This window comes from Bacillus sp. CH_48, assembly GCF_038008465.1.
In the GTDB taxonomy this organism is placed as follows: domain Bacteria; phylum Bacillota; class Bacilli; order Bacillales; family Bacillaceae_G; genus Bacillus_A; species Bacillus_A thuringiensis_S.
This window is the reverse complement of the sequence record NZ_JBBOZF010000001.1, coordinates 3,591,482-3,617,793: the sequence shown is the minus strand read 5'-3', so window position 1 is coordinate 3,617,793 and position 26,312 is coordinate 3,591,482. Positions and strand designations below refer to the sequence as shown.

Here is a 26,312-nt window from a genome sequence, read left to right as displayed (position 1 = left end):
GCTATAAAATGGAACAGAAAAAATGCCGTTTTTGTCACTCATTACTAACCAACACTTTTTTAGATTTGGGCGTTTCTCCTCTTGCTAATTCATTTGTAGCTTCTGAAAATTCATATAAAATGGAACCATTTTATCCGCTGCACACATTTGTTTGTCACTCTTGTTTACTCGTGCAGCTAGATGAATTTGAATCTCCGCACAATATTTTTCATGACTACTTATACTTCAGCTCTTACTCCTCAAGCTGGCTGCTACACGCTAAACAATATGTAGAAATGGCGATTAAGCGTTTCAACTTAACGAAACATTCAAAAGTGATTGAAATCGCAAGTAACGATGGGTACTTATTACAATACTTTAAAAAAGAAAATATCGAGATATTGGGAATTGAACCCGCGAAAAACGTAGCAGAAATTGCTATCAAAAAAGGAATTCCTACTCATGTGAATTTTTTCAGTAATGACTTAGCAAAAAAATTGCCACAAGCTGATTTAATCGTCGCAAATAACGTATTAGCACACGTTCCGAACTTGCATGATTTTGTCGCTGGTTTAAAAACACTATTAAAACGTGATGGCACGATAACAATTGAATTCCCACACTTATTAAACCTCATATCCTTTAAACAGTTCGATACTATCTACCATGAGCACTTTTCCTACTTCTCACTTATAAGCCTTCAAAAAGTTTTAAGTTATCATCATTTACAAATTGTTGATGTAGAAGAACTTTCAACGCATGGTGGTTCCTTACGGATTTTTGTAAACCATCTAAGTGCCCAATCAACTATCCATTCCAATGTTACAAAATTAATTCAAAAAGAAGTCGACCACGGGTTAGATACTTTAGATTGCTATCTCCTTTTTTCTAAACGCATCGAACAATTGAAAATAAATATTTTAAAGTTTTTTATTGAAGCGAAAGCTTTAAACAAACAAATTATCGGTTACGGTGCTCCAGCTAAAGGAAACACCCTTTTGAATTATTGCGGGATAGGTAAAGAATTTCTAGCTTATACAGTAGATAAAAATCCTCACAAACAAAATCTCCTTTTACCAGGAACTCGTATTCCAATAAAATCTCCAGCAGAAATTAAACGTACAAAACCAGATTACATTCTTATACTTCCTTGGAATTTGAAAGACGAAATTATGAAAGAATGCTCTTTCATTCGTGAATGGGGCGGTAAATTTTTAGTGACGGTTCCAGAAATTGAGGTGATCGAGCCATGAAGAAAGTTGTTGTAACAGGTGGTAGTGGCTGGATAGGTAAATATGTTGTACATTCACTTATACAAAAGGGATACGAAGTGCACGCCACGTATAATAAAAATAACCCCTCTCACCTCCCTTGCCATTGGCATAAAGTAAACTTGCTTCGCGATGACGAAGTAAAACAATTCATTTACGACGTTCAGCCTAGCCATCTCATTCACCTTGCTTGGGAAGCAGTGCCACCAGCATGCTATGTATCTATTAATAATTACTATTGGCTAAAGTCTAGTATTTCATTGATTCAACACTTTACAACATGCGGTGGAAAGCGTGTTGTCGTTGCAGGTACTGGCGCAGAGTACGAATGGTTTAACGGCGTATTATTTGAAGATTCACCGCTCCTTTCCTATAAAACCCCGTATTCTTTATGTAAAAATGCACTGCACTCCTGGCTAGAAACGTATGCACAACAAACAGGCCTCAGCATGTGTTGGGGCCGCATTTTTCATATGTATGGACCTCACGAACAAGGTAATCGGCTCGTTTCTAACATTATCACTTCCTTATTAAAAAACGAGGAAGCACTATGTACACATGGAAAACAATCGAGAGATTTCCTCCATGTGAGTGACGTCGCTGACGCTCTCGTAACAATATTAGAACACAGCGTTACAGGCACCATCAATATCGCTTCTGGTCAATCTGTACAAATTAAAGAGTTAGCTTCTATCATTGCTAAAAAGATAGGAAAAGAACATTTAATTAAACTAGGTGCAATCCCTTTCTCTAAAGATGAACCTTTATTTGTCGGGGTTAATGTAGAACGTTTAAAAACTGAAGTAAACTGGAAACCAACATACGATCTAAATACAGGAATTGAAGAAACAATTTTATGGTGGAAATCATTTATACAAAAACATAACGATATGCATCATTAAAACGTAAATCCTTCGTTCCTCTCGCTAATTCCTTATACCATCCTTCTAATCTTTCCGGCGTAACAATATGATGCGTCCCCATTCCCCCATGCTTACTAGCTTCAGAAAGAGTCGGACCAATTTGTAACTTTCTCTTTCTCATCGCATCGTTCCACGGACTAAACCCAAACCATAATATACAGGCAAGAGGTGGATAAATCATCGATTCATGCGCAGATAAATGTCTTCCAACCGTATAACTTCCATGCTCATGATTATGAATAAATCTACCTCTTCTCCATAACGGCCAATCTTCTGGTAAATAACCATGAAACCGCTGTTTCATTAAAGGTATTCCAAAGTTAAGGTCCGGATAGTTGTAGTTAGGATCATCAACCATAATAAGCCCGTCCAGCCAATACATCCTCCCCCCCAATTCATTTAGCGATTTCCAAAACTGATTTTTATCTTGCACGCAAAGAAACTCAGTCGTATTTAAAATCATTTTCCATCCTTGTACTTCTTGTTCTATCCTCATCACTTCATGATCTGTCGCATATGCATCAAACTCTGGATTTACAGAATCTCGCACCTCCCAATGCGGTGCGAATTTTTTACAAATCTCAACCGAACGATCCTTAGAACCTTTATTAATTAAAATGCCATGATCAAACAGTTTCGTATGATGTATAAGCCACCACGGCAATAAATACTCTTCGTTATAAAAATGAGAAATAACAGTTGTAGTTATAACAATCTCCTCCTCTTTCTCTATTAATCTACTTTTTCCTCCTACTCTTAATATACTTATCTGCTATGTCATTGGTTTCTCTTATTTTAAAAATATGTTTTTCTACCATATACTACACTTTCTTAGACAGCCACTATTTCCTAAAGAAACATCCCAATAAACTGAAAATTAAGTTATAATATCATTATAAAATATGAAGGAGGAATGCACTCATGTACTACAACACTTCATTCGAAAACGATCAACCTGTAGGCCGTCTATAAACTAAGACGGGCATTCATTTAGCACATACACTACGCCTCGTCTTAGGGAACTCATATTACCCTAAAAATAGACGGAGGTACTTTACATGAAACAAACAATTTTAGGAGCTATATGCTTATCACTAGCAGCAAGTATATGGGGTGGTATGTATGTTGTTAGCAAATACATACTCGATTTTATCCCACCACTGACACTCGTTTGGTTACGCTTTATTATCGCTTTTGTTGTTTTGTATTTCATTTTGAAAATAGCTGAGAAAAAGCAAAAGAAAAAAGCAACCATTCGCAAAAAAGATTGGCTATTATTCGCTTGGATTGGATTTATCGGCTATTTCATTTCAATCACATGCCAATTTATCGGAACAAAATTATCCGACGCTCATACAGGCTCGTTAGTTACATCAGCTACACCTGCATTTATGGTTATATTTGCAGCGCTCATTTTGAAAGAAAAACTAACTGCTCGTAGACTTTTATCTACTATAATAGCGACAATCGGTGTCATTATCGTAATCGGATGGGATATTGAAATCGGCTCCTATTTTATCGGAACAATCATTTTAGTTGGAGCCGCTATTACGTGGGGTTTACTATCTATTTATGTAAAAATCGCTTCAATCCAATTTTCATCCTTAGTTATTACAACGTACGCAATTTTCTTTTCACTCTTTTTTATTACACCTTTTATAATATGGGAGCTACAAGCGGCCTCTATCGGAACAGTAAATACGTACGTAATATTAGGCGTATTATACTTAGGAATCGTCTCAACAGCAGGTGCCTTTTTCCTTTGGAATAAAGGATTAGAATTACTGGATGCAAGCATCGGTTCCTTATTTTTCTTCTTCCAACCTATCGTTGGATCGTTACTTGGTTGGTTGCTCTTAAATGAAACATTAAATAGTAACTTTTTCATTGGTGGTATTCTCATTATATGTAGCGTTTTAATTACTACTTTTGAAAAGAAATAAAAAGCAGGCAGAGATTCTTAGTCTCTGCCTGTTCGTATAATTGGATCTTGGTCGTGAAAACCAATACAAATCGGTATATTACTTTGCACTTCACTACGTACACTTATAAAACTACATAGCGTTTTAGCAATTAAATATAAAGTTATACCGATTGCTTTTTCACTTGTGTCAAAGCCATTTTCATTATACATATCCGCTAATTCTACAGACCCCGGCCCCTCAATATTATATGTCCATTCAGAAGCCCAATTATCGTCCTCTTCTTCCATTGAAACATATTCCTCACAAATATAAAGTGAAACTTTAATCAGTGGGGGCGTTCTTCATCCCCACTGATTATTAGTTGAACCAATCGGGCTTTTACGGGCAGTTGACCTCCCACGTAACTTCTTTGCTTTCGCTGAATTTTGAGGTGGGGGTCTTACTGCCCGTTAATGCGGGATAAAACTGACTATTCCACTCGTTATCAAGATCATACTCAAAATAAATCGTCTTTGCTTCTTCATTAGTAGCCATTTCTACAGCTGCATCCAAACCTACTCGAATACTTTCCTTATATGACTCTAAATCAATTGCTTTAATTCGTTCTGCATATTCTGTAGACGCCAACATGCAACAAATATCATAATACTTCGCTTCTATTTGCTCTACTGCTAACGAAAAGACATCCTCTTGCATCTCTTCTAAATACTGAAATATATCCACACTAAATACTCCTCACTCTTTACGCACTCCAATGCGATGGACGAGACAATAATTTCGGTAATTTCGTATGTTTGTCCCCTCTAGCCGCATTAACTTGAACTTGCGTCAGGAAAATACTATTTGTAAAATCAGTCCCGCGAATATCTGCATCTCGTAAATCTGCTCCGATGAGATCTGCCCCTCGTAAGTCTGCTCCATTTAAGTTTGCCGCAATTAAATATGCTCCTCTTAAATTTGCACCTTGTAAATCTTTCTTTTTCAGATTTGCTCCCATAAGGTCTGCACCGCGGTGTATGATTCGTTTCTTACGCGCAGTATTCATTTCCTTCCATACTAATTCGCTCGTTTCTAAAAGAAGAATGTTTACCTCTGCCCTATGCACTGGAACATTTATTTTCATTAACTCATCTGGATTTAAATTCGAAAGTCGCTCTGTCTCCTCAATTGCGGTCTTCAGCTCTTTATGAATTGGCTGTGTTGCCTTTAAAAGAATCGCTTCATTCAAATACCAAAGCATTTCATGAAGTTGATGCATAACTGGAAAAGCATCATACATTTTTCTCGCATGCTTAGCATCTTTCCGCCAATCAACCCCGTTAAATGTAACTTGAGAAATCTTCTGCCCAGCGCCGAAACATTCAAATACTGTACAACCTTTATAACCTTTTCCTCTAAGATTTTTATGTATACTACATCTAAAATCTGATTGTAAGTTGGAACATGGTTTACCACCATCTTTATTCACTGCAAAATCTACCGATGCTGCGAACGGTAATGCAACGCAACATAGACCGAAGCATTTTTCGCAGTTTGCTTTTAAATGATTATTATGATTAGTCAAAATCTATACCCCCTGTTGTCTTTTGACTATTTCATAATATTCCAACTGTAATAAATAATCAATTTTAAAATAAACCGGCATCTTTCGTTTCAATTCATAACTTTATCATTCGATTTCCTTTCAATTGAAAAGGACTATTTTTATTTAATGAATTATAATTAAATTATAAATTTTCTAACTAAAAGGAGACTTATTATGGCACTACAAATGAAAACAAACTGTCAAATTTGCGATCAATCGCTCGAACAAGATTCTGAAGCATACATTTGTGTATATGAATGTACATTTTGCGCACCATGTACAGAAGAAAGACACAACGTTTGTCCAAACTGCGGCGGCGAATTAGTACGTAGACCGAAAAAGAAACAATAAAAAGCAAAGCGATATCGCTTTGCTTTTTATTGTTTTCTGAGTATATGAAATTATATCGAACACAACTTAAACATTTAAAAACTTCACACAAACAGGCTCTGGCACAGCAACATCAGATTGTAAAAGTGTTAACTTTCCTGTAGATTCATCTCTTGAAAATAGCACAAGATTATGTGACTTTTCATTTGTAGCAACAAGAAACTTTTCAGTGGGATCTAATACAAAGTCCCTCGGCCAATTTCCTTCTGTAGATGTATGTTCAACAAATGTAAGCTGACCTGAATTTTGATCTACGCTATAAATAGCGATACTATTATGACCACGATTACCTGCATATACAAAACGGCCGTCAGAAGAAATATGGATAGCACTTCCTTGACTATTTTCATCAAAGTGTTCTGGAAGAGTAGAAATATACTGTACTTCTGTAAAGGATCCTTCTTCCGAGTTATATGTTAGCGCAATAACCTCTGAACTAAGCTCCGTCATTACATAAGCGTATTTTCCATTTGGATGAAAAGTAATGTGTCTTGGACCACTCCCTGGATTTACAGATAAACTATTCACCTCTGTTAATGTACTATCTTTTATTTCATACGTAATTAACTTATCAATTCCTAAATCAACACCTATCACATATTTTTCATCAGGAGTATATCCCGCGTAATGTGCATGTGGTTTTTCTTGTCTTTCTTTATTTGGACCTGAACCTTCATGCGCCATAATAGATGAAGCAGGATTTACAGTTCCATTTTCTTCATTTATTTCAAAAGACTCAATCGTTCCTTTATGGTAATTTGCTGTAACTACCGTATGATTCCCACTATCAACGCTCACATGACAAGGAGAAGCCCCTTCTACTACTTGTCTGTTTTCTGCCTTTAACTCTCCAGTTTTACTATCAATTGAATAGGCAGCTACACCACCAGATTCTCCTTCCTTAACAACGGAATAGAGATACTCATTATTTCGGTTAATCGTTACATATGTAGGGTTATCCAGCTTAGCGGCAAGTGTTACATTACTAATTTTTTTTGCTTCTGTGTCTAAAGTAATCTTATATATTCCTTCACTATTTTCTTTTGTGTAAGTTCCAACATATCCAATAAACTCTTTGTTATCCTTCATTTTTATAACCCTCTCTCCCTATATTTTTCGTTCATCATACTTCTTAAAATATTTTATGTTGAAAGAGTATCCTAAAAAATCGGAGTACCTCTTTATACGTTACCATATTTTCTTGATAAATAGCTTTTAAACCCACTTTTTTTGGTACGCTGCTATACTTTCATATTCTTCTTCCAATTGACGAGACAGACGAATATAGATTGGTGTTAAATCTTTATATTTTTCCACACTTTCCATGTTTGGCCCATGATGAAAATCTGCCCCTACCATTTCAGAAACTACGCATAATGTATCTATTTCACCTAAACTATATAAACCGAGGATTGCAGCACCTAAGCAAGAGCTTTCGAAACTTTCAGGAACATATACGTCTTGATGGAAAATATCTGCCATCATCTGTCTCCAAAGTTCCGATCTTGCAAAACCGCCTGTCGCTTGAATTTTTTTTGGTTCGCCAATTAGCTCTTTTAAAGCGAGAAGAACGGTATATAAATTATAAATTACTCCTTCTAAAACAGCACGGATAAGATGTTCTTTCTTATGATGCAATCCGAGTCCAAAGAAAGATCCCCGTGCATTTGCATTCCATAAAGGAGCTCTTTCCCCTGCTAAATACGGATGAAACAATAAACCGTCAGATCCAGGATTCACATTTGCTGCTATTTCAGTAAGTACTTCATATGGATCTTTTCCTAAACGCTTCGCAAGTTCAATCTCTGAAGTGCCCAATTGGTCACGAGCCCATCTGAAAATCATACCACCGTTATTAACTGGACCACCAATTACCCAATGGTCTTCAGTTAACGCATAACAAAAAATTCTACCTTTTGGATCTGTTACAGGACGATTTGTTACAGCACGTATCGCACCGCTTGTACCAATTGTAACAGCCACAACGCCAGGGTCTATTGCATTTACACCTAAATTAGATAGTACTCCATCACTCGCTCCTACTACAAAAGGCGTAGAAACAAGTACATTCATCTCTTTGGCAAGCTCTTCATCTAATCCTGTTAAACTGTGCGTTGTTGGAACAAGTTTAGAAAGCTTGTCATCTGTAATTCCCGCAACATGTAAAGCCTCTTCATCCCATTTTAAAGATTTCAAATTAAACATCCCTGTCGCTGATGCTATAGAATAATCAATTACATATTCTTTATATAACTTGTAGAAAACATATTCTTTAATAGAAATGAATTTATAACTTCTTGCGAACAATTCTACCCGCTCATTCTGTAACCAAACTAATTTCGAAAGTGGTGACATCGGATGAATAGGTGTCCCAGTACGTAAATAAATTTCATGACCATTCATATCATTCTTTATTTTCTCCGCCCAGCTTGCACTTCTATTATCTGCCCACGTGATACATTTCGTTAACGGATTTCCATCTTCGTCTACAGCGATAACGCTATGCATTGCCGAACTGAAAGAAACACAGAGAATATCAACCGCTTGTATATTACTTGATTGCACAACTTCTTTAATCGTATGTATCACCGCTTGAAAGATTTCTTCTGGATCTTGTTCTGCTATTTCAGGCGTAGGAGAATATAAAGGATATTCAATTCCATGACTTGCAATAACAGATCCATCAATTGAAAACAAAACCGATTTTGTACTAGTTGTCCCAATATCTACACCGATCATATATTTCGATCTCACTATGTAACCCCTTTCAGAATATCCCATTAAAAAAGAACACTCTCAATTCTTTACTAATTATGCATACATACTTGGGAGCACCATGGTTTATACGAAAAAAGACTCTCCCTTATGAGAATTACGTGCTAACTAACTTTACTCTCATAAGGGGGCCTTTTCATATCTATTGTACTAATTTGAAAATGAATCGTTTCTATATGATATTGCTGTTTTCACGTAATAAGATGTCAAAATCAAGATTAAGTTTATAGGATGAAGTCACATAGAGATTGACCCTCTCGTAAAAAAGCAATTAGTGAACATTTCACTTCATTATAATTTAGGCGCTTTCGCCCAATCAGCAGCAAATTTCTCAATACCTTGGTCTGTTAATGGGTGCATAGCAAGTTGTTCAATTACTTTATAAGGAATTGTTGCAATGTGAGCACCTGCCATCGCTACACGAGTTACATGATCTGGATGTCTAACAGAAGCCGCAATAATTTGTGTATCTAGTTGATGAACATCGAATAATTCAGCAATTTTAGCAACTAATAATACGCCATCTTCAGAAATATCATCTAAGCGTCCTAAAAATGGAGAAACGTACGTTGCACCTGCTCGAGCAGCTAAAAGTGCTTGGTTCACCGTGAAAATAAGTGTAACATTCGTTTTCACACCTTTTTCAGTAAGGTAGCGACAAGCTTCTAATCCAGCTAACGTCATCGGAAGTTTAATTGTAACTTTTTCATCGCCACCGTTAATTTTAATCAGTTCTTCTGCTTGGGCGATCATCTCTTCAGCTGTAACAGCATCTGGCGTTACTTCTGCCGAAACAGATTCAACTTTAGGAACTGCCTGACAAATTTCTGCAATACGGTCTTCAAATTTAATGCCCTCTTTTGCTACTAAAGAAGGATTCGTTGTAACACCAGCTAAAACTCCAAGTTTATATGCTTTTTTTATATCCTCAAGATTTGCAGTATCAATAAAAAATTTCATGATTAATTCCCTCCAGTTTTTAAACGTTGATGAGTTACATGTTTAATATGCTTATCCCGTAAAAGCCCGATTGGTGTGGAATGAAGCCCCTACTTATTAAAGTTTCACTTTATTTCTTTTCTACTGCATGTCCGCCAAATTCATTGCGCAGAGCTGCTACAACTTTTCCTGTAAATGTATCATTGTCTAATGAGCGGTAGCGCATTAATAGAGACATTGCGATAACAGGAGTTGCTGTTTGAAGGTCTAATGCTGTTTCTACTGTCCATTTTCCTTCACCAGAAGAATGCATAACACCCTTAATCTCATCCAGTTTTGCATCTTTAGAAAATGCATTTTCTGTTAATTCCATTAACCAAGAACGAATGACTGAACCGTTGTTCCATACTCTTGATACTTTTTCATAATCGTAGTCAAATTCACTTTTCTCTAGAATCTCAAATCCTTCACCAATAGCAGCCATCATACCGTATTCAATTCCGTTATGAACCATTTTTAAGAAGTGACCACTACCAGCTTTTCCAGCATATAAGAATCCATTTTCTACAGCAGTATCGCGGAAGATAGGTTCAACGATGTCCCAAGCTTCTTGATCTCCTCCGATCATGTAACAAGCACCATTACGAGCGCCTTCCATTCCGCCAGAAGTTCCTGCATCCATAAAGTGAATGCCATCTTTCTTTAATTGCTCATATCGGCGGATAGACTCTTTATAATGTGAATTACCAGCTTCAATTAAAATATCTCCTTTTGATAAAAGTGGTGTAACCTCATCAATAACAGAATCAACAACAGCGTGTGGTACCATTACCCAAAGAATTCTTGGTGATTGTAATGACTGAACAAGTTCACTTAAACTAGATGTACCCGTTGCCCCGTACTCTTTCATTTCTTCTACTGCGCTCGTATTTAAATCAAATGCTACTACTTCATGTTTATGATCCATTAAATTTTTCCCTAAATTTAATCCCATTTTACCTAACCCAATTAATCCTACTTGCATAATATAATTCCTCCTCAAATCATCTTTTATTAAAAATCCATATCACTACAATCTGGAATACCTTTCAGCACTGAAATGTTAATATGTACAGAAAGGTTTTCACAGTCATAGCTTAAGAATTCAACACATTTTTTGTAATTTGAACAACATTTTCTGTCGTAAATCCAAATAGATTCATGACTTCAGCTCCAGTTCCTGAAGCTCCAAATGTTTCAATTGATAGTACTTTTCCTTCTTGTCCTACATAACGTTCCCAACCTAGAGATACACCCATCTCAAGAGATACTCGTTTCGTTACAGAAGACGGAAGAACGGATTCTTTATATTCGTTCGATTGGCGATCGAATAACTCCCAGCTCGGCATTGCAACGATGCGAACAGAAACTTGTTCTTCTTCTAATTTTGCTTTCGCACTAGCAGCTAAGGATACTTCAGAACCTGTCGCAATTAAAATTACATCCGGATTTTCATTTGTTTGTGTTAATACGTAAGCTCCTTTAGAGAGATTCTCTATGTTCGCTTTCGTTTCATTAAACACCGGTAAATTTTGACGGCTCAGTACTAAAACGACTGGACCATCCGTTTGCTGTAAAGCATACGCCCAAGCACTTGCTGTTTCATTTGCATCTGACGGACGGATAACTATTAGACCAGGAATTGCTCGAAGCGCTGCCAATTGTTCAATTGGTTCATGCGTTGGACCATCTTCTCCTACAGCAATCGAATCATGTGTAAATACGTAAGTAACAGGTAACTTTTGCAGTGCAGCCAGTCGAATCGATGGACGAAGGTAATCATTAAATACAAAGAATGTACTTACGAAAGGTTTTACTCCTCCATGGAGAGCCAGTCCATTCGCTGCCGCGCCCATTGCATGTTCACGTACACCGAAGTATATATTTCGTCCAGCATATGATTCTACTGCATATACTGCTTCACCTTTTATATCTGTCATCGTAGAATGAGAAAGATCCGCACTTCCACCGAAAATAGAAGGAATCGATTTCACATAATGATTAATAGCTTCCCCACTTGCAACACGAGTGGAAATTGTTTTTTCAGTATCAAAAGATAGAATGTCTTTCGCTTCAATTAAAACCTCACCTGTAATCGCTTTTTCTAATTCATCTGCTAGTGCAGGGTTTGACTCTCTGTATACGTTAAATTGCTCATTCCATTCGTTCTCTTTTTCAATACCTTTTTGTTTCAGTTCATTAAAATGAGCTGTTACTTCTTCAGGCACAAAGAAGTCTTCCTCATAGTGCCAACCATACACTTGTTTTGTCGCTGTCGCTTCTTCTACTCCAAGCGGATTACCATGTGCTTTATTCGTTCCAGCAACTTTTGGACTTCCATAACCTATAATGGTTCTAATTTCTATAAGAGTAGGTTGATCCGTATTTTCTTTCGCTAATGTAATGGCTTTTGTAATAGCATCGACATCGGTTCCATCTTCAACTCTTACATATTGCCAATGTACAGATTCTGCCCTTTTCTGAATATCTTCAGAGAAAGCAATGCCTAATTCACCATCAAGTGAAATTTCATTTGAATCATACAGTACAATTAACTTGCCAAGTTTCATATGTCCTGCCATTGACATCGCTTCATAAGCGACACCCTCCATTAAGTCACCATCTCCGACTAAAGCATACGTATTGTGATCTATAATAGAGTGACCATCCTTATTAAACTTCGCTGCTAAATGAGCTTCTGCCATTGCCATTCCGACAGCATTAGCAATCCCTTGTCCTAACGGGCCTGTAGTCGCTTCAACTCCAGGAGTATGACCAAACTCAGGATGTCCTGGTGTTTTACTATTTAACTTTCTGAAGTTTTTCAAGTCATCAATTGAAACGTCATATCCAGCTAAATGAAGTAGGCTATATAACAGACTAGATCCATGTCCTGCCGATAAAACGAAACGATCACGGTTAAACCATTCTGGGTGATTAGGATTGTAATTTAAATGATTCGCCCATAATGCATAAGCCATTGGTGCTGCTCCCATCGGAAGACCTGGATGACCTGAGTTTGCCGCATTAATAGCATCAATCGATAACGTACGAAGTGTATTCACTGCTAATTGATTTATGTTTTGTGCCATAGTAATCGTCCCCCTAAATGCTTTCATGAAAGAAAGTACTTATTTTTCCGTCTCTTGATCTAACCACCATTTAAATCCACTTTCTTGCAACAGTTCATTAGACGCTTCTGGACCATATGAACCAGACTCATATTCATGAAGCGGTAATAAGTTTTCCTCGAACGCTTCAAGAATTGGTTGTACCCATTCCCATGACAATTCAACTTCTCTCCAATGTGCAAAGAATGTAGCGTCTCCACTCACCGCATCATGAATGAGTCTTTCATACGCTTCAGGTACTCCCACATCCACTTGCTCGCAAGTAAAGTTAATACGCATCGGTTCAATCTCTCCATTTTTCAATGGATTTTTACTATTTAACTGTAATGAAACATTCTCACCTGGGCTAATTTCAATTATTAATAAGTTAGGTGCTGCATTTGGATTATTATCTTGATATTGCTGTTTTAACGTATTTTTAAACTCGATTACAATACGAGTGGACTTTTCTTTCATTCGTTTTCCTGTTCGTATATAAAATGGAACGCCAGTCCAAAATGGATTATCGATCCACAAACGAGCAGCAACAAATGTGTCTATGTTAGAAGAAGGATTTACTCCTGGCTCCTCTTTATACGCTACAACTTGCCCGCCTTTTATCTCTCCTGAAGAGTATTGACCGCGAATGATATGGCTTTGAACGTCTTCTTTTTTCACTTTACGAAGCGTCTCCATTACTTTTCGTTTTTCCTCTCGAATTTCACACGCATTAACCTTTTCCGGCAGATTCATAGCAGTCATCATTAATATTTGTAACATATGATTTTGAACCATATCTCGAATGGCTCCTGCATGATCATAATATCCGGCTCTTTCTTCAACCCCAACTGTTTCACTAGCTGTAATTTGTACATTTGCTATATGTTCTTTGTTCCAAATCGATTGGAGAACAGGATTTGCAAATTCTAGTGCTTCAAGGTTTTGAATCATCGGTTTACCTAAATAGTGATCAATACGGTATATCTCGTCTTCTTCAAACGTGCGACTAAGCTTATCATTAAGCTCACGAGCAGATGTAAGGTCGTGCCCAAACGGTTTCTCAATCATCAGGCGTTTCCATCCATCTGTTTTATCAAGTCCGCTTTCCTTAATATTTAAAGCAATGGTCTCGAAAAATTCAGGAGCAACTGAAAGATAGAACATTCTATTACCTTTTATATGTAGTTCCTCTTCCCTTTCACGAACGACTTGTAATAACCTCTCATAGTCTTCCGGTTTACTCACATCTAATGGACAATAGCGAAAATTATCTAAAAAACCTTCGAGTTCCGGAGTACCTTCTTCCCTCTGACGAGAAAACGTCTCTATTGATTCTTTTATTCTTTTTTGAAAATCTATATGAGACACTTCACGTCTTCCAAGCCCGATAACAGATATTTGCTTTGGAAGCTTTTGATCTCTATATAAGTTATATAGCGCGGGGTAAATTTTGCGTTTTGCTAAGTCCCCTGTCGCTCCAAATAAAACAAAGGTCATTGATTCCAAGTTCAGTCCCCCTCGTGATGTATAGTCATTGTCACTATAGTAAAAATGCATTGTACAGAAGCTACTATCATTGTTGATTCACTCTTGCTTCTTAACTTCAAATTTTTTATATTTGTCGCTTTCTCATTGTCCCCAATATTAATAGTGGCAATTCAAAGCATTTTTACCACATACTACTTAATTACTATAACTTATATAAAATAATTTAATTATTAAAAGTAATTAAGTTATTTTATATCTATCATATTAACTACATAAATTATCATCGTCAAGAAAAGTGTCTCGGATTAAAGATTCTTCATTCCCTAATATCTTTTAGTACTCATGTATTTATTAGAAAAAGATTAGATCTATGTTCATTACATGAAATGAATAATAAAAAGGCCAAAATGAACATATTCTTGTTCGTTTTGGCCTTTTTATTATTGCTTCAGATGATTCTTAACTGCTCTTATAACCAATTCGTGATCTTCTTCTGGTGGTAATCCCGAAACTGTTATCATTCCAATAACCCCTACGTCTTTTATTCTGATAGGAAAGCAGCCACCAAACGCAGCATATTCCGAAGTATCTAAAAGATATTTTTCATTATATGAGATTCCAGTTATTTCACTTTGTATCTGCATATAATACGAGCTATGATCATGCAGAGAAACGACTCGTTTTTTACGCTCAATCCATTTCGTATTTTCCTCATTTGTCCCTGTCATTTTGAAATGAAACAATTGCACACCGTTTTTCGTTATATCAACAGCAATCAATTTCCCCTCTTTCTTCGCTGTTTCAACGATAAATAAACCTAGTTGCAGTGCATCTTCATTTGTAAAAGAGGAAAATTGAAGTGTTTCCTCCTCTATTAAAATTCGTTTACTTATTTCATTCAAATTTGAAGTACTCATATCTTTAACCTCCATAATTGTTTTATGCCACACCGACATTTTTCCGAAATTATTAGGCCATATAGTACAACCTTTCAATCAATCTGATTCTAAATAAACTACTGTAACATCTTTGGTGACTAGTACCGTAAAGCTTGTTTTCTTCTTACTGGTGCTATTATGAATGATATTCAAAGTTATAAAAAGTACTATTCTAGTTACCCTTATCTTACAGAGACTATTATGAAATATATTTAACATCTTAAAAATGTATGTACTAAAGAATAATATTTTTAATCACTAGCTTTTTTGATCAATCATTATAATCCAATTTCATCAAAATTTTTATCAATTATTACACTATCCAACAATAGGAGGAAACAAAGATGGATGAAAATATATCCAAAAGCTGAAAAGCAGTTGAATCCCTTGAAGGAATAGTTGTAATTCACTACATATAGAAATAGACATACAAAAACGCTATCCTTTCCTATAATTCTAAAGAAAGAATAGCGTATTTTTTCAAAAATGAGTTCTTTTATTGAGAAACTTTGATTCTATATCATACATAAAAGAGCAACTAGTGCTAAAACAGCTGGAAGTCCTTGTTTCACAATAATTGATTTATTAGATGTGAAACCTCCGAAAATAGCTGCTATCACCACACAAATCACGAAAAATAATTGGACCATATAACCAATTGGATTGAGCCCAAGTACAAGTCCCCAAATGAGACCAGCCGCTAAAAATCCATTATATAAACCTTGGTTTGCAAACATAATGGCTACGTTTCGATCTCCTTCTAAATGCTTCGGTAATTTGAAAGCACGTTTCGCTACTTTTGAATCAATAAAAAACATTTCAAGGATCATGATAAACAAATGTTCTAATGCTACGATCCCGACTAAAATAGCTGCGATTATTTCCACACTATTCTGCCCCCTACACTCTCTATTCTTTAATATTCTCTACATTTTTTTGTATCTGTAATAGAACATGAATAAGTATTTTGCGTTCTTCTCCACTGATATTTACGAACATTTCCTTCATAAAATGTTCCTTTTCTTTCTTGTCAAAATATTAATTGATGTATCAATTATTGATACATCAATTAATATACATCTCTCTTTTTATTTTTGCAAGTTTTTTTGCTCAATTGGTTTTATTTTGTTCCAGCAACTTTAAACCAATTCAAAACATCAGTTCGTATTTCTAGAAATCATAATTACTTTAAGTTCATTCTGACAATCATATTTAACTAAATATATAAAAGAATTGAGTTATATCTCCATCAATTTATAAAAATTAATTTTTTCTAAAAACAGATACTTTACGTTTTTTATAGTAATAAAAATCATTTTTTGTTTCAGAGGCAATCCATTTTGTTAGCTTGATGGGCATAGGATAGCACCATATGACGAACCAATTATCTTTCAAGAAGACGGCTAGAAATCTGGATTTGGTACAGGAGTTGCCTACTTCCCCGATCCAGATGGTACTAATTTAGAGCTAATTGCTCCAAAAGGGCCATTCAGACATGAATAGTTAAAATAAATTAATACCGAAACAAGCCACCTTCTGCCTGGAAGGTGGCTTGTTTGTCGGCAAGTTGATAGAATGACTAAAAAAGGACAAACTCTCCAATGTGAGAAGTTTGTCCAAAAAGTTTTTCATGTTAACTATTTTTACACTAATACCAATAATAGTGAATTAGAATAATGACTTAATACTTGCTAAGACAGTAAGTACACCTACAATAATAACAAATACGTTGCTCATTTTCCCTTTGTATTTAGCTAGTACTGGCACTTTTTGAATCGCATACATCGGTAATAGACATAAGATAGCAGCAACTAAAGGACCGCTTAGAGAATCAATAAGTCCAAGAATACTTGGATTTGTATAAGCAACAAACCAACATGATAATACAACAAAAGTAAGGACGATTGTCTTAATTGTTTTTTCTTCAATATCTTTTCCACGTGATTTACCGAACTTAATAATCATGTCACGCATTACTTCAAATGCTCCGATATAATGGCCAAGGAAAGACTTTGTAATAGCCACAAAAGCAATAATTGGAGCTGCAATCGTGATTACAGGTGAATTAAGTTCATTCGCAAGATATGAAAGGATTGATAAGTTTTGCTCTTTTGCCATTTTTAAATCCTCTGGAGTTAAGCTCAGTGCACTACTCCAAACGAAGAACATAACTACAACGAATGTCATGATATAACAAACCTTTTGTATTTGCGCACATTTAGCATCAGTGGCTTCGATTCCATACGTAGCTCTCTGTTTCACAACAAATGATGAAATCATAGGTGAATGATTAAATGAGAATACGATGATTGGTAGAATCAACAGTATCGTTCCCAAATATCCTGTTCCTGTTGAAGCAGTAGAAACAGCTGAAAAGCTAAGCATTGACGTATTCCACTGTGGAATTAAAGATATTGCGATAAACAGTAGAGAAGCTATGAAAGGATACACTAGCATACTCATGATCTTTACAGTGATATCTTGACCAAAATTCAGTATAGCGATAAGACCAAGAACTAATACAAGTGATAAAATAGCCCTTGGAGGCTCTGGCATGTGCAATTGATGCACGATAAAACTACTTGCAGTATTTGTAAGCGCAACCGAATACATTAGTACGATTGTATAAATTGAACTGAAATATACGATGTTAAAAATGATACTCGCTTTATTTCCGAAATACTCTCTAATTGTACCTGTGATCCCCTCATCAGCAGAATTAGAAGCGTATATCATTTTAGCAAGCGCCCTATGTGAGTAGTACATAACTGGATATGCAAGTAATGTAATTAGTAGTAAAGATAATAAACCACCTGAACCTGCATTAATCGGTAAAAAGAGCACCCCTGCTCCAATTGCAGTTCCAAATAGACTGAGTGCCCATGTAGTATCCTGCTTATGCCACTTTTTCGGATCTGCATATTGCTCATTTTTTAGTGCGGTATTTTCAGCTTGAACTTCTATTTTCTTTGCAGTATTCCCGTTCATATAATAACTCCCCCTTGTATCTATTCCTACATCTCTCTTTACACCTAACAAATATTCCCTTTTCGGAAAATGAATTCCTTACAAGTTGCCCCACTTTGTATGTCCTTCATCATAATGAATCCAAATTGAAACATTCGCTAGTTAGCGTCCTAATATAATTGTTAGCGTTCACAAAAAAGTTTACTCGTAATATCCGCTCTTTATATAAAGACCTCTTAAGAGAACAATATAGAATAGACTTCATAAATACGTTGCAACATTTCTAATAACAGTGTATTACTTTAATGGTTTCTCTTTTTTTACTTTTAACAGTAATTTTAGCTAAACCGGCCTCTCTTCATTTGCGAGGCATTTCTTTCTCAATTCTATACATTACCTTCATAACTTCGGTAGCACTGATGATATTGCTTACACAAGCCACTGAAGCACATTACATACATTTCGCCTCTAATCACACACCTTTCTTACTAATAATCGCATTTTTTATATTTTCTCCAGAGATAATAAAATTTCTCTCGACGCCCTCATTATAACGTGTATATTTATAAAATTAATATTTTTATATTTTCAGAAATATTAAAGCGGAATAATTTTACATGGATAATATTTTACAGTTAGCATGTAGCCATTGTTTTTATCGCTTAAAGCTGAATTAGTTAGTAAAAAATACAATAATACATTGTTTTTCTAGGTGACTTATTATAAAGATACTTATATCTCCTTTTATCAAAAAATTTTATTTTAAACATAAAAGATATTCTAATAAATAATTAATGTAGGTAAAAAGAAAAAAATCCCAAAATACAAAAAAACAAATTTTAGGATATATATTATTAATATTGAATTCATATACAATTTAAAAAGCTACACTGAGCAAAAAACAAAAAAGCTGCCCCATATGGACAGCTCATTTACATAATTATCGTTATCAGGAATACACAAACAAATCACTTCAATATCATCTTAATTGTAGTTTGTTCGGCTCTTCTTCAGGGATATCTCTATGTTTGTAATGAATCGTTTTTACATCATTTCCTTTGATGCGAAAAGTAATTATGTCCTCTCCATAAGGCGGATTGTGTGCATCCTCAAAAGTTTAAATTTTAAAATCCCTCATTAACTAGCTCTTTTATCGAGTTTAATTTTGAAGAAAGCTCGATAAACCATTCTTCATCCCCTGTTAATAATGCAAGATCTATAAGATAAAGGATTTGTTCCTTATTTATTACCTTTGATTCAGGAAGTTTGTTAACGTGTTTACTAAAGAGTAAAATCGCTTCGTTTATTGTGTACTTGCCGTCACGTTTCACAATACTAACTGTAACTATATCCTCTACATCATCAAGTGATACAATATAACCAACTATTAATTCACCTTCATTTGATATTCCACGAACCCAATCTCCTACTTTTAAAACATGATTATTATTTGACATCATACCGTTTCACCTTCTTATAAATATTTTTTGTGACGATAAAAAAGATATAAAAACAAATTATACTGTAATATTTTTCATTACATTTAAGTATTAAGAACTCACGGCTATATAATAATTAAGCCGCTTAACGCTCTTGATTGATAAGTTCAACAACTTCTTTCATTGTATAATTCTTTAAGTATTCACCTAGATGCTCTTCAGCACCTAAGAAAATAGCGAAAAGAACTTTTCGCATGTTCGAACCTACAACACACTGATTGTTTGATTCTGGACACTTCGGCTGCAAAGCACCTTCAGAGGTTATCTGATAAATATGCCAAAGATTAATTTCATCTAAATCGCGAGCGAAAATAAAACCGCCACCAGTCCCCTCTTTCGATTGTATAAACTTATGTTTTTTTAACAAACTTAGTACTTTGCGAATGCGTACTGGGTGAACACCTGCACTTTCTGAAATAGCATTACTTGTTGACATCCGGTCTGGCTGTAAAGCTAAATAAGTTAAACTGTGTATGGCCAAGGTAAAGTCGCTGTTCATTGTTTTCCTCCTACAATCAAAAATATTGTTTCTCATATATTAACATACTGTAGCCGTCAACTACCCCTACTGAGATAAAGCCTTTCAGTGGGGCTTGAGTTTGAATGCTAGGTCTTTTCTGTCTATTACTAGACAGTTGACGCTCTAGCGTTCATGCCACCTTATGGTAACACCCCAAGTATGTTTTTGGTTGGTACTGACAACGAATGATTGTTTTCCCACTTCCACCACCCTTTCGAAAAAGAGCAGTTCTCCCTTATAGAAGAAGCCACCACTCAGATGAATCCGGCGTGTGCTACAAGCCCCGACAAGTCGAGTACACATGGATGGTTGACACACCCACTAAGCTATGCGCGAAGCAACAGCCTTACGTTTTTGCACTTCTAATAGAATCGGCGTTTTTACCTTGAGATTGCCATCTAATTCTACAACTTTTGATTTTTTCAATGTATTCAGCGCACCATTAATATCAGCATGGATACATGTTCCTGCTTTACTTTGGTACAGACCACGCGTGATTCGTTTGCCACTAAAGCAATAATGAGTTTTACCATCCTTAGACCAAACTGGAACCGGATCTTTATCCAGAAAACTAGCTTTTGAAGTATAGCTTTCTTCTTGTTTTACAAATCGGATGCCTTCTTTTATACATTTATTCTCAATTGCTGCCATCAGTTTGTGAAATGGGATTTGAACAAATGTTTGATTATTCTTTTTCCCCATATCAGATTTTTGTTTCCAACCAGCGTTATACCCTACGACAATTGTATCTACGTTACATGCTCTCACTTTTTTGAACAACAGGCCTACAGTTTGTGAAATGTAACCATTTATTTGTCGTTCTCGTTTGTGCCAAAGTACAGCCATTTGATTCGTTACAATACGTTTTGAAATTCCATTGTCCATATTTTTCCGCCCTAGATTACGTATCATTTTGTTGAAGTACTGGTTAATGGATTTTAATTTTTTCCCATCAATTAAAAATGCATCACCTGTATTTGTCACACAACTTACTAATCTATCTACACCTAAATCGCAACTCAAAGCGTTACTCGTGGTCGTGGGTGGTTTCTTCATTTGAGAAACGTGCATCTCATATGTGTAATGCACCTCAAAGAACCGACCTTTTTGCTTCGGTATAATCTCAATGTAGGAGATTTTTTTATTTCTCAAGTTTTTAGGCATACGTATTTTAATGGAACCGAATTTTTTCCTGAATGCCACATTCATCGGAATGATCCAATATCCGTTCTCATCCACTTTTGGCACTTGATAGATTTCAATAATTCGTTTGTCCGTGGAACGAGAATAATTTGGAAACTTCGGACGACCTGTGAACTTCTCAGGATGTTTCTTCCACTGTTCCAACGCTTTAAAAAAGCTTTTTACTTCTGTAAATACGGCTCTACGAATCGCTTGAACAGAGTTTGATTGAACGCCCGAGTAGTTCGTATCGGCTTGCATAGCAGTGTCCACTTCTTTTACAGTAGCCATCCTGTTATTGTTCAAGTAACTTTGTTTCATCGTGTATAGCCCAACATTTCGCAACGCTTTTGAACTATGCGACATGCGCTGCAGTAAACGAAATTCTTTAGCTGTGAGGCAAGCTCGTCCGATATTCTGTTTCTGCGTGAATCGTTGCATGGTTTCTCTTTTCTTTTGTTTCCGTAATACTTTCACTGCTTTCTTTCTAGCCATTGTTTTCACCACCTTTCTCAGAGAGTTTATTACAATTATTTCTTTCCTAAAATCGTGTTTTTTCTTAGGAAAGAAATATTTTTGTAACTGTTAATTACTTTTGACAAATCAATATTTAGAACGGAACAAAATGTGAACATGGTCTTCATCGTAATTCCTTTTGGTCCAAGTATCCAAATGATTATGATTATCCTTATCTAATTTAGTTGTCCTACGATATATCCCCTCCTTACCTAGGGCAGATTATATCGTAAGACAAAAGAAACAAAAGCGTTCAGCCTATCTTCTGACGGCAATTCATCTCCACCTGAATTGTTGGGTTTCAACCGTAACCCAAATCAGATGGGGTCTTCTTGCCGGAAAGGATAAATATTACAGATAGGTTAGCCAGACGTTAAAATATAATAAGAACCACTCTTAGCATAAAGAAATAGATTCCATAACTCACTTTAGCTTTTTAAGTTAAAAATACATTAAAGACTCCATTGTTTCTTCACTTGTTCTTCTGCCAATTGTTTAATTTTTGTCCATATCGTATCTTTACTTACAATAACATTTGTTTGATAATTTCTATCGTTATAATTGACTGTAACACATACTTCTATCATTTTCTGCTTCCTCCTTTTATACCACTTCCCCTAAAAAATATTACTTATTAATTAGCCAGCTTTTGCAGTTCAATGTTTAAAAATGTTCGGACGCTACGTGGTAAAAATTTACGAATTTCTTCTTCGTTAAAACCAATTTGCAATCTTTTTTCGTCCAGCATAATCGGGCGACGCAACATTAATGGATGCTCAATTATTAATGTATAAAATTCATTTAGCGAGAGCTCATCAATATTTGTATTTAAGTCCTGAAAAGTTTTCGATCTAGTTGAAATAATTTCAGTAGCCCCCTCTTCAGTTAAACGAAGAATCGATTTAAGCTCATCAACTGTCATAGAATTTGATACGATGTTTTTTTCAATATAATCAATTTGATGCTCTTCAAGCCATGCTTTCGCTTTTCGGCATGAAGCACAGCTTGCTGTTGTATATAGAATTACCATATTTAACTCTCTCCTTTAATATTATTAAACGTACATTTTAAATATCGCTTATTGAAATGTATTAAAAAAAATTACAGTTTAGAATCAAATTCACATAATGTTAATTATTCAGCAATGTTTCATTTATCGCTATTATTCATGCTACATTTTACAGACGTTAACAACTCACTTTTAAAAATCTTACTGTAATTTTAAACTTTACAGTTCAATTAATCAACTGTTAAGTCTTGGATTAATTTTAATAACACAACAAATTATTCTCATGTAAAATTCCCCATAGCATGATGGCTCCTTCAAAGCACATTTCACGCATTTCTTGCTTACAAGTGCTATTATGGATTATATTCATCCTAATAAAAAGTACGTACTTTAAAGTGTTATAGGTACTAAAAAGTAACATATGCATTTTCAAGTGCCATTCTGCTTATTTCTCTCTTACATCGGTTATTATGACCGATATTTAGCACAATAAATAGTACGCACTTTAAAGTGTTATAGGTACTAAAAAGAAATAATTTTAGTATTGCAACGGATGTAGGCTCACAACTGTAATCTAAATTCATCAAAGGAGTTTTTTTATGAAGACATACAATATTCCTGTAGAAGCGACTTTAGAAGTTATTGGTGGAAAGTGGAAGGTTGTTATCCTTTGTCATTTAAAAAAAGGAACAAAAAGAACGAGTGAATTAAAACGTTTAATGCCTGGTATTACGCAAAAAATGTTAACCCAACAATTACGGGAACTAGAAGAAGATGGTGTAATTCAAAGGAAAGTATATGACCAAGTACCACCAAAAGTAGAGTACTCTTTAACGGATTACGGTTCGTCTTTAGGAGCTATACTTGATTCCCTCTGTTCCTGGGGAGAAGTTCATCTTGAAAAAACCGGGAACACATCCATGCTGATTACAGCAGATGAATAATAACTGTAGAAGACATAAAAATAGGTTGAGACAATACTTGCCTCAACCGGTTTTTATGTCTCTTTATAATTTTTTGCAGTAATGACTGTTTCAAACTCAAAGGTTTCGGGTAGATGATCTGCATAAGAATATTCAAAAGTTCGTCCATCCGTTAAATAAGCTACTTGTTCAACTCGCATTAGGAAATCCTGATTTGTTAAGTTCATAAACTGCTTTTCCCTATCATCTGGGCGAATTCCTTTAACCCTGACAACAGATGTCCCTACTTCAAGACCAAGTTTATTTTGAATATGTGAGTATATCGACTCCTCTAAAACAGAAGCCTCAACACCTGGGATAACCGAAATTGGCATCCATGTATGCTCCATAATCGTCGGAATGCTGTGAATGATGCGGAGGCGAATGATTTTATAGACGAAATCACCGATTGAAACTCCCAATTTCTCAGCAACTACTTCATCAGCCCCAACAATCGCAAACTCGATAATTTGACTTTCTACCTCACTGCCGTATACAGCTTTCGTACCCGTTAAAGTTTGAATCATTCGTGCCTTTTCCTGTTGACGCCAATCTTGCACCACTGTTCCACTTCCGCGCCGGCGGATAATGTAGCCGTCTCTAACTAATAGATCCAGCGCTTTCTTAATAGTAAGGGCTGAAACACCAAATTCTTCAGCAAGGACGGGGCTACTCGGAATTTTTTCGTTGATTTTATATTCACCGTCTAAAATTTGCTGTTTAATCTTTTGATAAATGCCGAGGTATTTTACTTGTGTTGATCCGCTTGCCATTTCCATACCTCCTTTATACTGCAAACTCTCTTCTATTCATTCAAATGTAAAGCCTCAAGTTTGTAAACTGAAGGTGATGGGGAAGCAAATCCATTTTCTAAGATTTCAATATTCGTTACCGCTTCTTCGTCTTTCACAAGTTTTGGTGCACCATTTATAATTGTTTCATACGCGGCATCATAGAAACGACCGTAATCACCAAGTGGCGTTTTAATTTGTTTTTCAATCCAGTCACCATTTGCATTACGATACTTAGCAACTCCATAGTACATCGGTGAATCTTCACCAAACCCTACACTCTCAGGCATAACACCCGCTTTCAAATCATTTTCCTGCTGATCTTCACCATATTTAATAAATGATCCATTTGTTCCATGAACGATAAAGCGTGGATAATCTTTTGCTACGACATGGTTCGTTTTCAGCTTAATCTTCAACTGATTTCCGTAATGTAAACCAACATCGAAATAGTTATCAACCGCACCTTCCATTTCATTATTACGAATATCGTATGTCACCGTATCTGGACGGCCGAATAGTGAAATCATACGGTCCATCGTATGAATACCTAAACTGTAAAATGAACCTTCTTCTTTTGGAGCTTCATGAGTGATTGAACCAGGACGGAAATAATCAATATGTGATTCAATCTCAATAATATCACCAAGGAACCCTTGTTCAATTACTTGCTTCACAGCTAAAAAATCACCATCAAAACGGCGGTTTTGATAAGGCATAACTACTACACCTTTTTCTCGTCCTAAAGCTAATAATTCTTTCGCATGTTCCACTGTATCGCAAAATGGTTTTTCAACGATAACTGATTTTCCAGCTAGTATAACTTTTTTTGCTAATTCATAATGCGTATGTGCTGGCGTACAGATCGTCACGACTTGAATTTCCTTGTCATTCAACAATTCGTCCAAATCAGTAGTGAAGTAAACACCTTTTTCCTTATATGGAGCCGCTAATTTTTCATTTATTTGACGTACAAAAATCGTTTTTATTTTTATATTATTACGTGTGTTTACATAAGGTAAGTGATAGCGGTTAGCTGACTTTCCAAATCCAATAAAGCCCATTGTTAATGTCATATTTTTCAACTTCCTTGCTCATAAATTTTCGTTTCTACATTTATTATATAGTTTACTTTTTGAAAGTATATAGTTTTAGTTCTTAATTTGTATATAAAATGAAAAAGTAGGGATAGAAACCATTTCGATTTTCATCCCTACTTCTTTACTATATTTGTGTAATACCAGACATTAATTGTTTTAACTCGCACGTTCTCTTTTTGTCTTTCTTTAAATGACAAAGGATAACTACTTTCTACTTTCCACCGATAACCTCTAAAGTTGCCTCTACAGGAATATTGTATGTTTTCATATAAAAATCTCCTTTAATAATTTTATAAGACAAATAAGCTAAAATATTTAAATATTACTTTTAAGTATCTATAGCACCTTAAAGTACGTACTTTTTATTGTGTTAAACATGTTTCATAATAGCATACGTAAACAGC

At 35.5% G+C, this 26,312-nt stretch carries 23 protein-coding genes and 5 pseudogenes; 6 read left to right on the top strand and 22 right to left on the bottom strand.

From position 1 onward, the window contains the following. Positions 1-8 precede the first annotated feature (8 nt). Positions 9-1,232, top strand: coding sequence for a class I SAM-dependent methyltransferase (locus N2V92_RS18185; RefSeq protein ID WP_016077437.1), 1,224 nt, complete (start codon positions 9-11; stop codon positions 1,230-1,232). After that, positions 1,229-2,152 carry an NAD-dependent epimerase/dehydratase family protein gene (locus N2V92_RS18180; RefSeq protein ID WP_000758379.1) on the top strand — a complete coding sequence of 308 codons (924 nt, stop codon included), beginning with the start codon at positions 1,229-1,231 and terminating at the stop codon, positions 2,150-2,152. Before N2V92_RS18185 ends, N2V92_RS18180 begins: the two co-directional genes overlap by 4 nt. Here N2V92_RS18180 and N2V92_RS18175 read toward each other — a convergent pair. Further along, the gene (locus tag N2V92_RS18175) at positions 2,121-2,936 is read right to left on the bottom strand and encodes a glycosyltransferase family 2 protein (protein ID WP_080018574.1); all 816 of its coding nucleotides are present in this window, start codon (positions 2,934-2,936) and stop codon (positions 2,121-2,123) included. The two genes, N2V92_RS18180 and N2V92_RS18175, sit on opposite strands and share 32 nt — an antisense overlap. Positions 2,937-3,231: 295 nt before the next feature. Here N2V92_RS18175 and N2V92_RS18170 point away from each other — a divergent pair, with 295 nt between their 5' ends. Next, complete coding sequence (locus tag N2V92_RS18170; protein ID WP_000814705.1) at positions 3,232-4,116, top strand: DMT family transporter; 885 nt, start codon at positions 3,232-3,234, stop codon at positions 4,114-4,116. Between the two features lie 17 nt (positions 4,117-4,133). On the opposite strand, the pseudogene N2V92_RS30040 reads toward N2V92_RS18170, so the two are convergent. Together N2V92_RS30040 and N2V92_RS18155 are read right to left on the bottom strand one after the other, a co-directional pair. Then, positions 4,134-4,821, bottom strand: a pseudogene (locus N2V92_RS30040) (hypothetical protein). 19 nt (positions 4,822-4,840) lie between these two features. Then, complete coding sequence (locus N2V92_RS18155) at positions 4,841-5,662, bottom strand: pentapeptide repeat-containing protein (RefSeq protein WP_000181462.1); 822 nt, start codon at positions 5,660-5,662, stop codon at positions 4,841-4,843. A gap of 195 nt (positions 5,663-5,857) precedes the next feature. Here N2V92_RS18155 and N2V92_RS18150 point away from each other — a divergent pair, with 195 nt between their 5' ends. After that, positions 5,858-6,034 carry a DUF1272 domain-containing protein gene (locus N2V92_RS18150; RefSeq protein ID WP_001207874.1) on the top strand — a complete coding sequence of 59 codons (177 nt, stop codon included), beginning with the start codon at positions 5,858-5,860 and terminating at the stop codon, positions 6,032-6,034. 66 nt (positions 6,035-6,100) lie between these two features. Here N2V92_RS18150 and N2V92_RS18145 read toward each other — a convergent pair whose 3' ends face one another. The 8 genes from N2V92_RS18145 to N2V92_RS18110 form a co-directional block, all read right to left on the bottom strand. Further along, positions 6,101-7,162, bottom strand: a complete 1,062-nt coding sequence (locus N2V92_RS18145; RefSeq protein WP_000654322.1) for a lactonase family protein — start codon at positions 7,160-7,162, stop codon at positions 6,101-6,103. A 126-nt stretch (positions 7,163-7,288) separates the two neighbouring features. Beyond that, positions 7,289-8,812 (bottom strand): gluconokinase, encoded by a 1,524-nt coding sequence (gene gntK / locus N2V92_RS18140; RefSeq protein ID WP_003309728.1) that lies wholly within the window; start codon positions 8,810-8,812, stop codon positions 7,289-7,291. A gap of 327 nt (positions 8,813-9,139) precedes the next feature. After that, positions 9,140-9,808, bottom strand: a complete 669-nt coding sequence (gene fsa, locus N2V92_RS18135) for a fructose-6-phosphate aldolase (protein WP_000667676.1) — start codon at positions 9,806-9,808, stop codon at positions 9,140-9,142. 109 nt (positions 9,809-9,917) lie between these two features. After that, positions 9,918-10,811: a phosphogluconate dehydrogenase (NAD(+)-dependent, decarboxylating) gene (gnd, locus tag N2V92_RS18130; protein ID WP_001195925.1), complete on the bottom strand. Its 894-nt coding sequence runs from the start codon at positions 10,809-10,811 to the stop codon at positions 9,918-9,920. A 112-nt stretch (positions 10,812-10,923) separates the two neighbouring features. Further along, positions 10,924-12,918 carry a transketolase gene (tkt, locus tag N2V92_RS18125; RefSeq protein ID WP_000068269.1) on the bottom strand — a complete coding sequence of 665 codons (1,995 nt, stop codon included), beginning with the start codon at positions 12,916-12,918 and terminating at the stop codon, positions 10,924-10,926. 39 nt (positions 12,919-12,957) lie between these two features. Beyond that, positions 12,958-14,442, bottom strand: a complete 1,485-nt coding sequence (gene zwf / locus N2V92_RS18120) for a glucose-6-phosphate dehydrogenase (RefSeq protein ID WP_000445329.1) — start codon at positions 14,440-14,442, stop codon at positions 12,958-12,960. Positions 14,443-14,864: 422 nt separating this feature from the next. Continuing rightward, entirely contained in the window at positions 14,865-15,380 is a 516-nt protein-coding gene (locus N2V92_RS18115; RefSeq protein ID WP_074789785.1) for a heme-degrading domain-containing protein, read from the bottom strand. Between the two features lie 497 nt (positions 15,381-15,877). After that, positions 15,878-16,249: a DUF1304 domain-containing protein gene (locus N2V92_RS18110; protein ID WP_000402472.1), complete on the bottom strand. Its 372-nt coding sequence runs from the start codon at positions 16,247-16,249 to the stop codon at positions 15,878-15,880. A gap of 487 nt (positions 16,250-16,736) precedes the next feature. Between N2V92_RS18110 and N2V92_RS18105 the strand changes: the two are divergent. Beyond that, a pseudogene (locus N2V92_RS18105) lies at positions 16,737-16,865 on the top strand (VOC family protein); the annotation flags it as partial. 165 nt (positions 16,866-17,030) lie between these two features. Here N2V92_RS18105 and N2V92_RS18100 read toward each other — a convergent pair. The 8 genes and pseudogenes from N2V92_RS18100 to spxA all read right to left on the bottom strand — a co-directional run bounded on the left by N2V92_RS18100 (position 17,031) and on the right by spxA (position 23,076). Beyond that, complete coding sequence (locus N2V92_RS18100; protein ID WP_001014174.1) at positions 17,031-18,350, bottom strand: aromatic amino acid transport family protein; 1,320 nt, start codon at positions 18,348-18,350, stop codon at positions 17,031-17,033. A 958-nt stretch (positions 18,351-19,308) separates the two neighbouring features. After that, positions 19,309-19,446: pseudogene (locus N2V92_RS18095) on the bottom strand (DUF3888 domain-containing protein); the annotation flags it as partial. A gap of 7 nt (positions 19,447-19,453) precedes the next feature. Further along, entirely contained in the window at positions 19,454-19,789 is a 336-nt protein-coding gene (locus N2V92_RS18090) for an IDEAL domain-containing protein (RefSeq protein ID WP_000987461.1), read from the bottom strand. Positions 19,790-19,913: 124 nt separating this feature from the next. Beyond that, complete coding sequence (gene saiR, locus N2V92_RS18085; protein ID WP_001083466.1) at positions 19,914-20,327, bottom strand: Rrf2-family transcriptional regulator SaiR; 414 nt, start codon at positions 20,325-20,327, stop codon at positions 19,914-19,916. 342 nt (positions 20,328-20,669) lie between these two features. Further along, positions 20,670-22,025, bottom strand: coding sequence for an RNA-guided endonuclease TnpB family protein (locus N2V92_RS18080; protein ID WP_000101454.1), 1,356 nt, complete (start codon positions 22,023-22,025; stop codon positions 20,670-20,672). Between the two features lie 71 nt (positions 22,026-22,096). Continuing rightward, a pseudogene (locus tag N2V92_RS30035) lies at positions 22,097-22,181 on the bottom strand (transposase); the annotation flags it as partial. A 317-nt stretch (positions 22,182-22,498) separates the two neighbouring features. Beyond that, positions 22,499-22,633, bottom strand: coding sequence for a BA3454 family stress response protein (locus N2V92_RS18075; protein ID WP_000573531.1), 135 nt, complete (start codon positions 22,631-22,633; stop codon positions 22,499-22,501). 47 nt (positions 22,634-22,680) lie between these two features. Beyond that, on the bottom strand, positions 22,681-23,076 hold the full coding sequence (spxA, locus tag N2V92_RS18070; RefSeq protein ID WP_000236191.1) for a transcriptional regulator SpxA: 396 nt from the start codon (positions 23,074-23,076) through the stop codon (positions 22,681-22,683). A gap of 578 nt (positions 23,077-23,654) precedes the next feature. On the opposite strand from spxA, the gene N2V92_RS18065 reads away from it, so the two are divergent. Then, positions 23,655-23,999 carry a winged helix-turn-helix transcriptional regulator gene (locus N2V92_RS18065; RefSeq protein ID WP_000860831.1) on the top strand — a complete coding sequence of 115 codons (345 nt, stop codon included), beginning with the start codon at positions 23,655-23,657 and terminating at the stop codon, positions 23,997-23,999. Between the two features lie 53 nt (positions 24,000-24,052). Here N2V92_RS18065 and N2V92_RS18060 read toward each other — a convergent pair whose 3' ends face one another. The 3 genes and pseudogenes from N2V92_RS18060 to N2V92_RS18050 all read right to left on the bottom strand — a co-directional run. Beyond that, a complete protein-coding gene (locus N2V92_RS18060; RefSeq protein ID WP_000146283.1) occupies positions 24,053-24,790 on the bottom strand; it encodes a GntR family transcriptional regulator in 738 nt (245 codons plus the stop codon). A gap of 32 nt (positions 24,791-24,822) precedes the next feature. Continuing rightward, positions 24,823-25,884, bottom strand: a complete 1,062-nt coding sequence (locus N2V92_RS18055) for an oxidoreductase (protein ID WP_000176638.1) — start codon at positions 25,882-25,884, stop codon at positions 24,823-24,825. Positions 25,885-26,038: 154 nt separating this feature from the next. After that, positions 26,039-26,176 (bottom strand): annotated as a pseudogene (locus tag N2V92_RS18050) (winged helix-turn-helix transcriptional regulator); the annotation flags it as partial. Between the last annotated feature and the right edge of the window lie 136 nt (positions 26,177-26,312).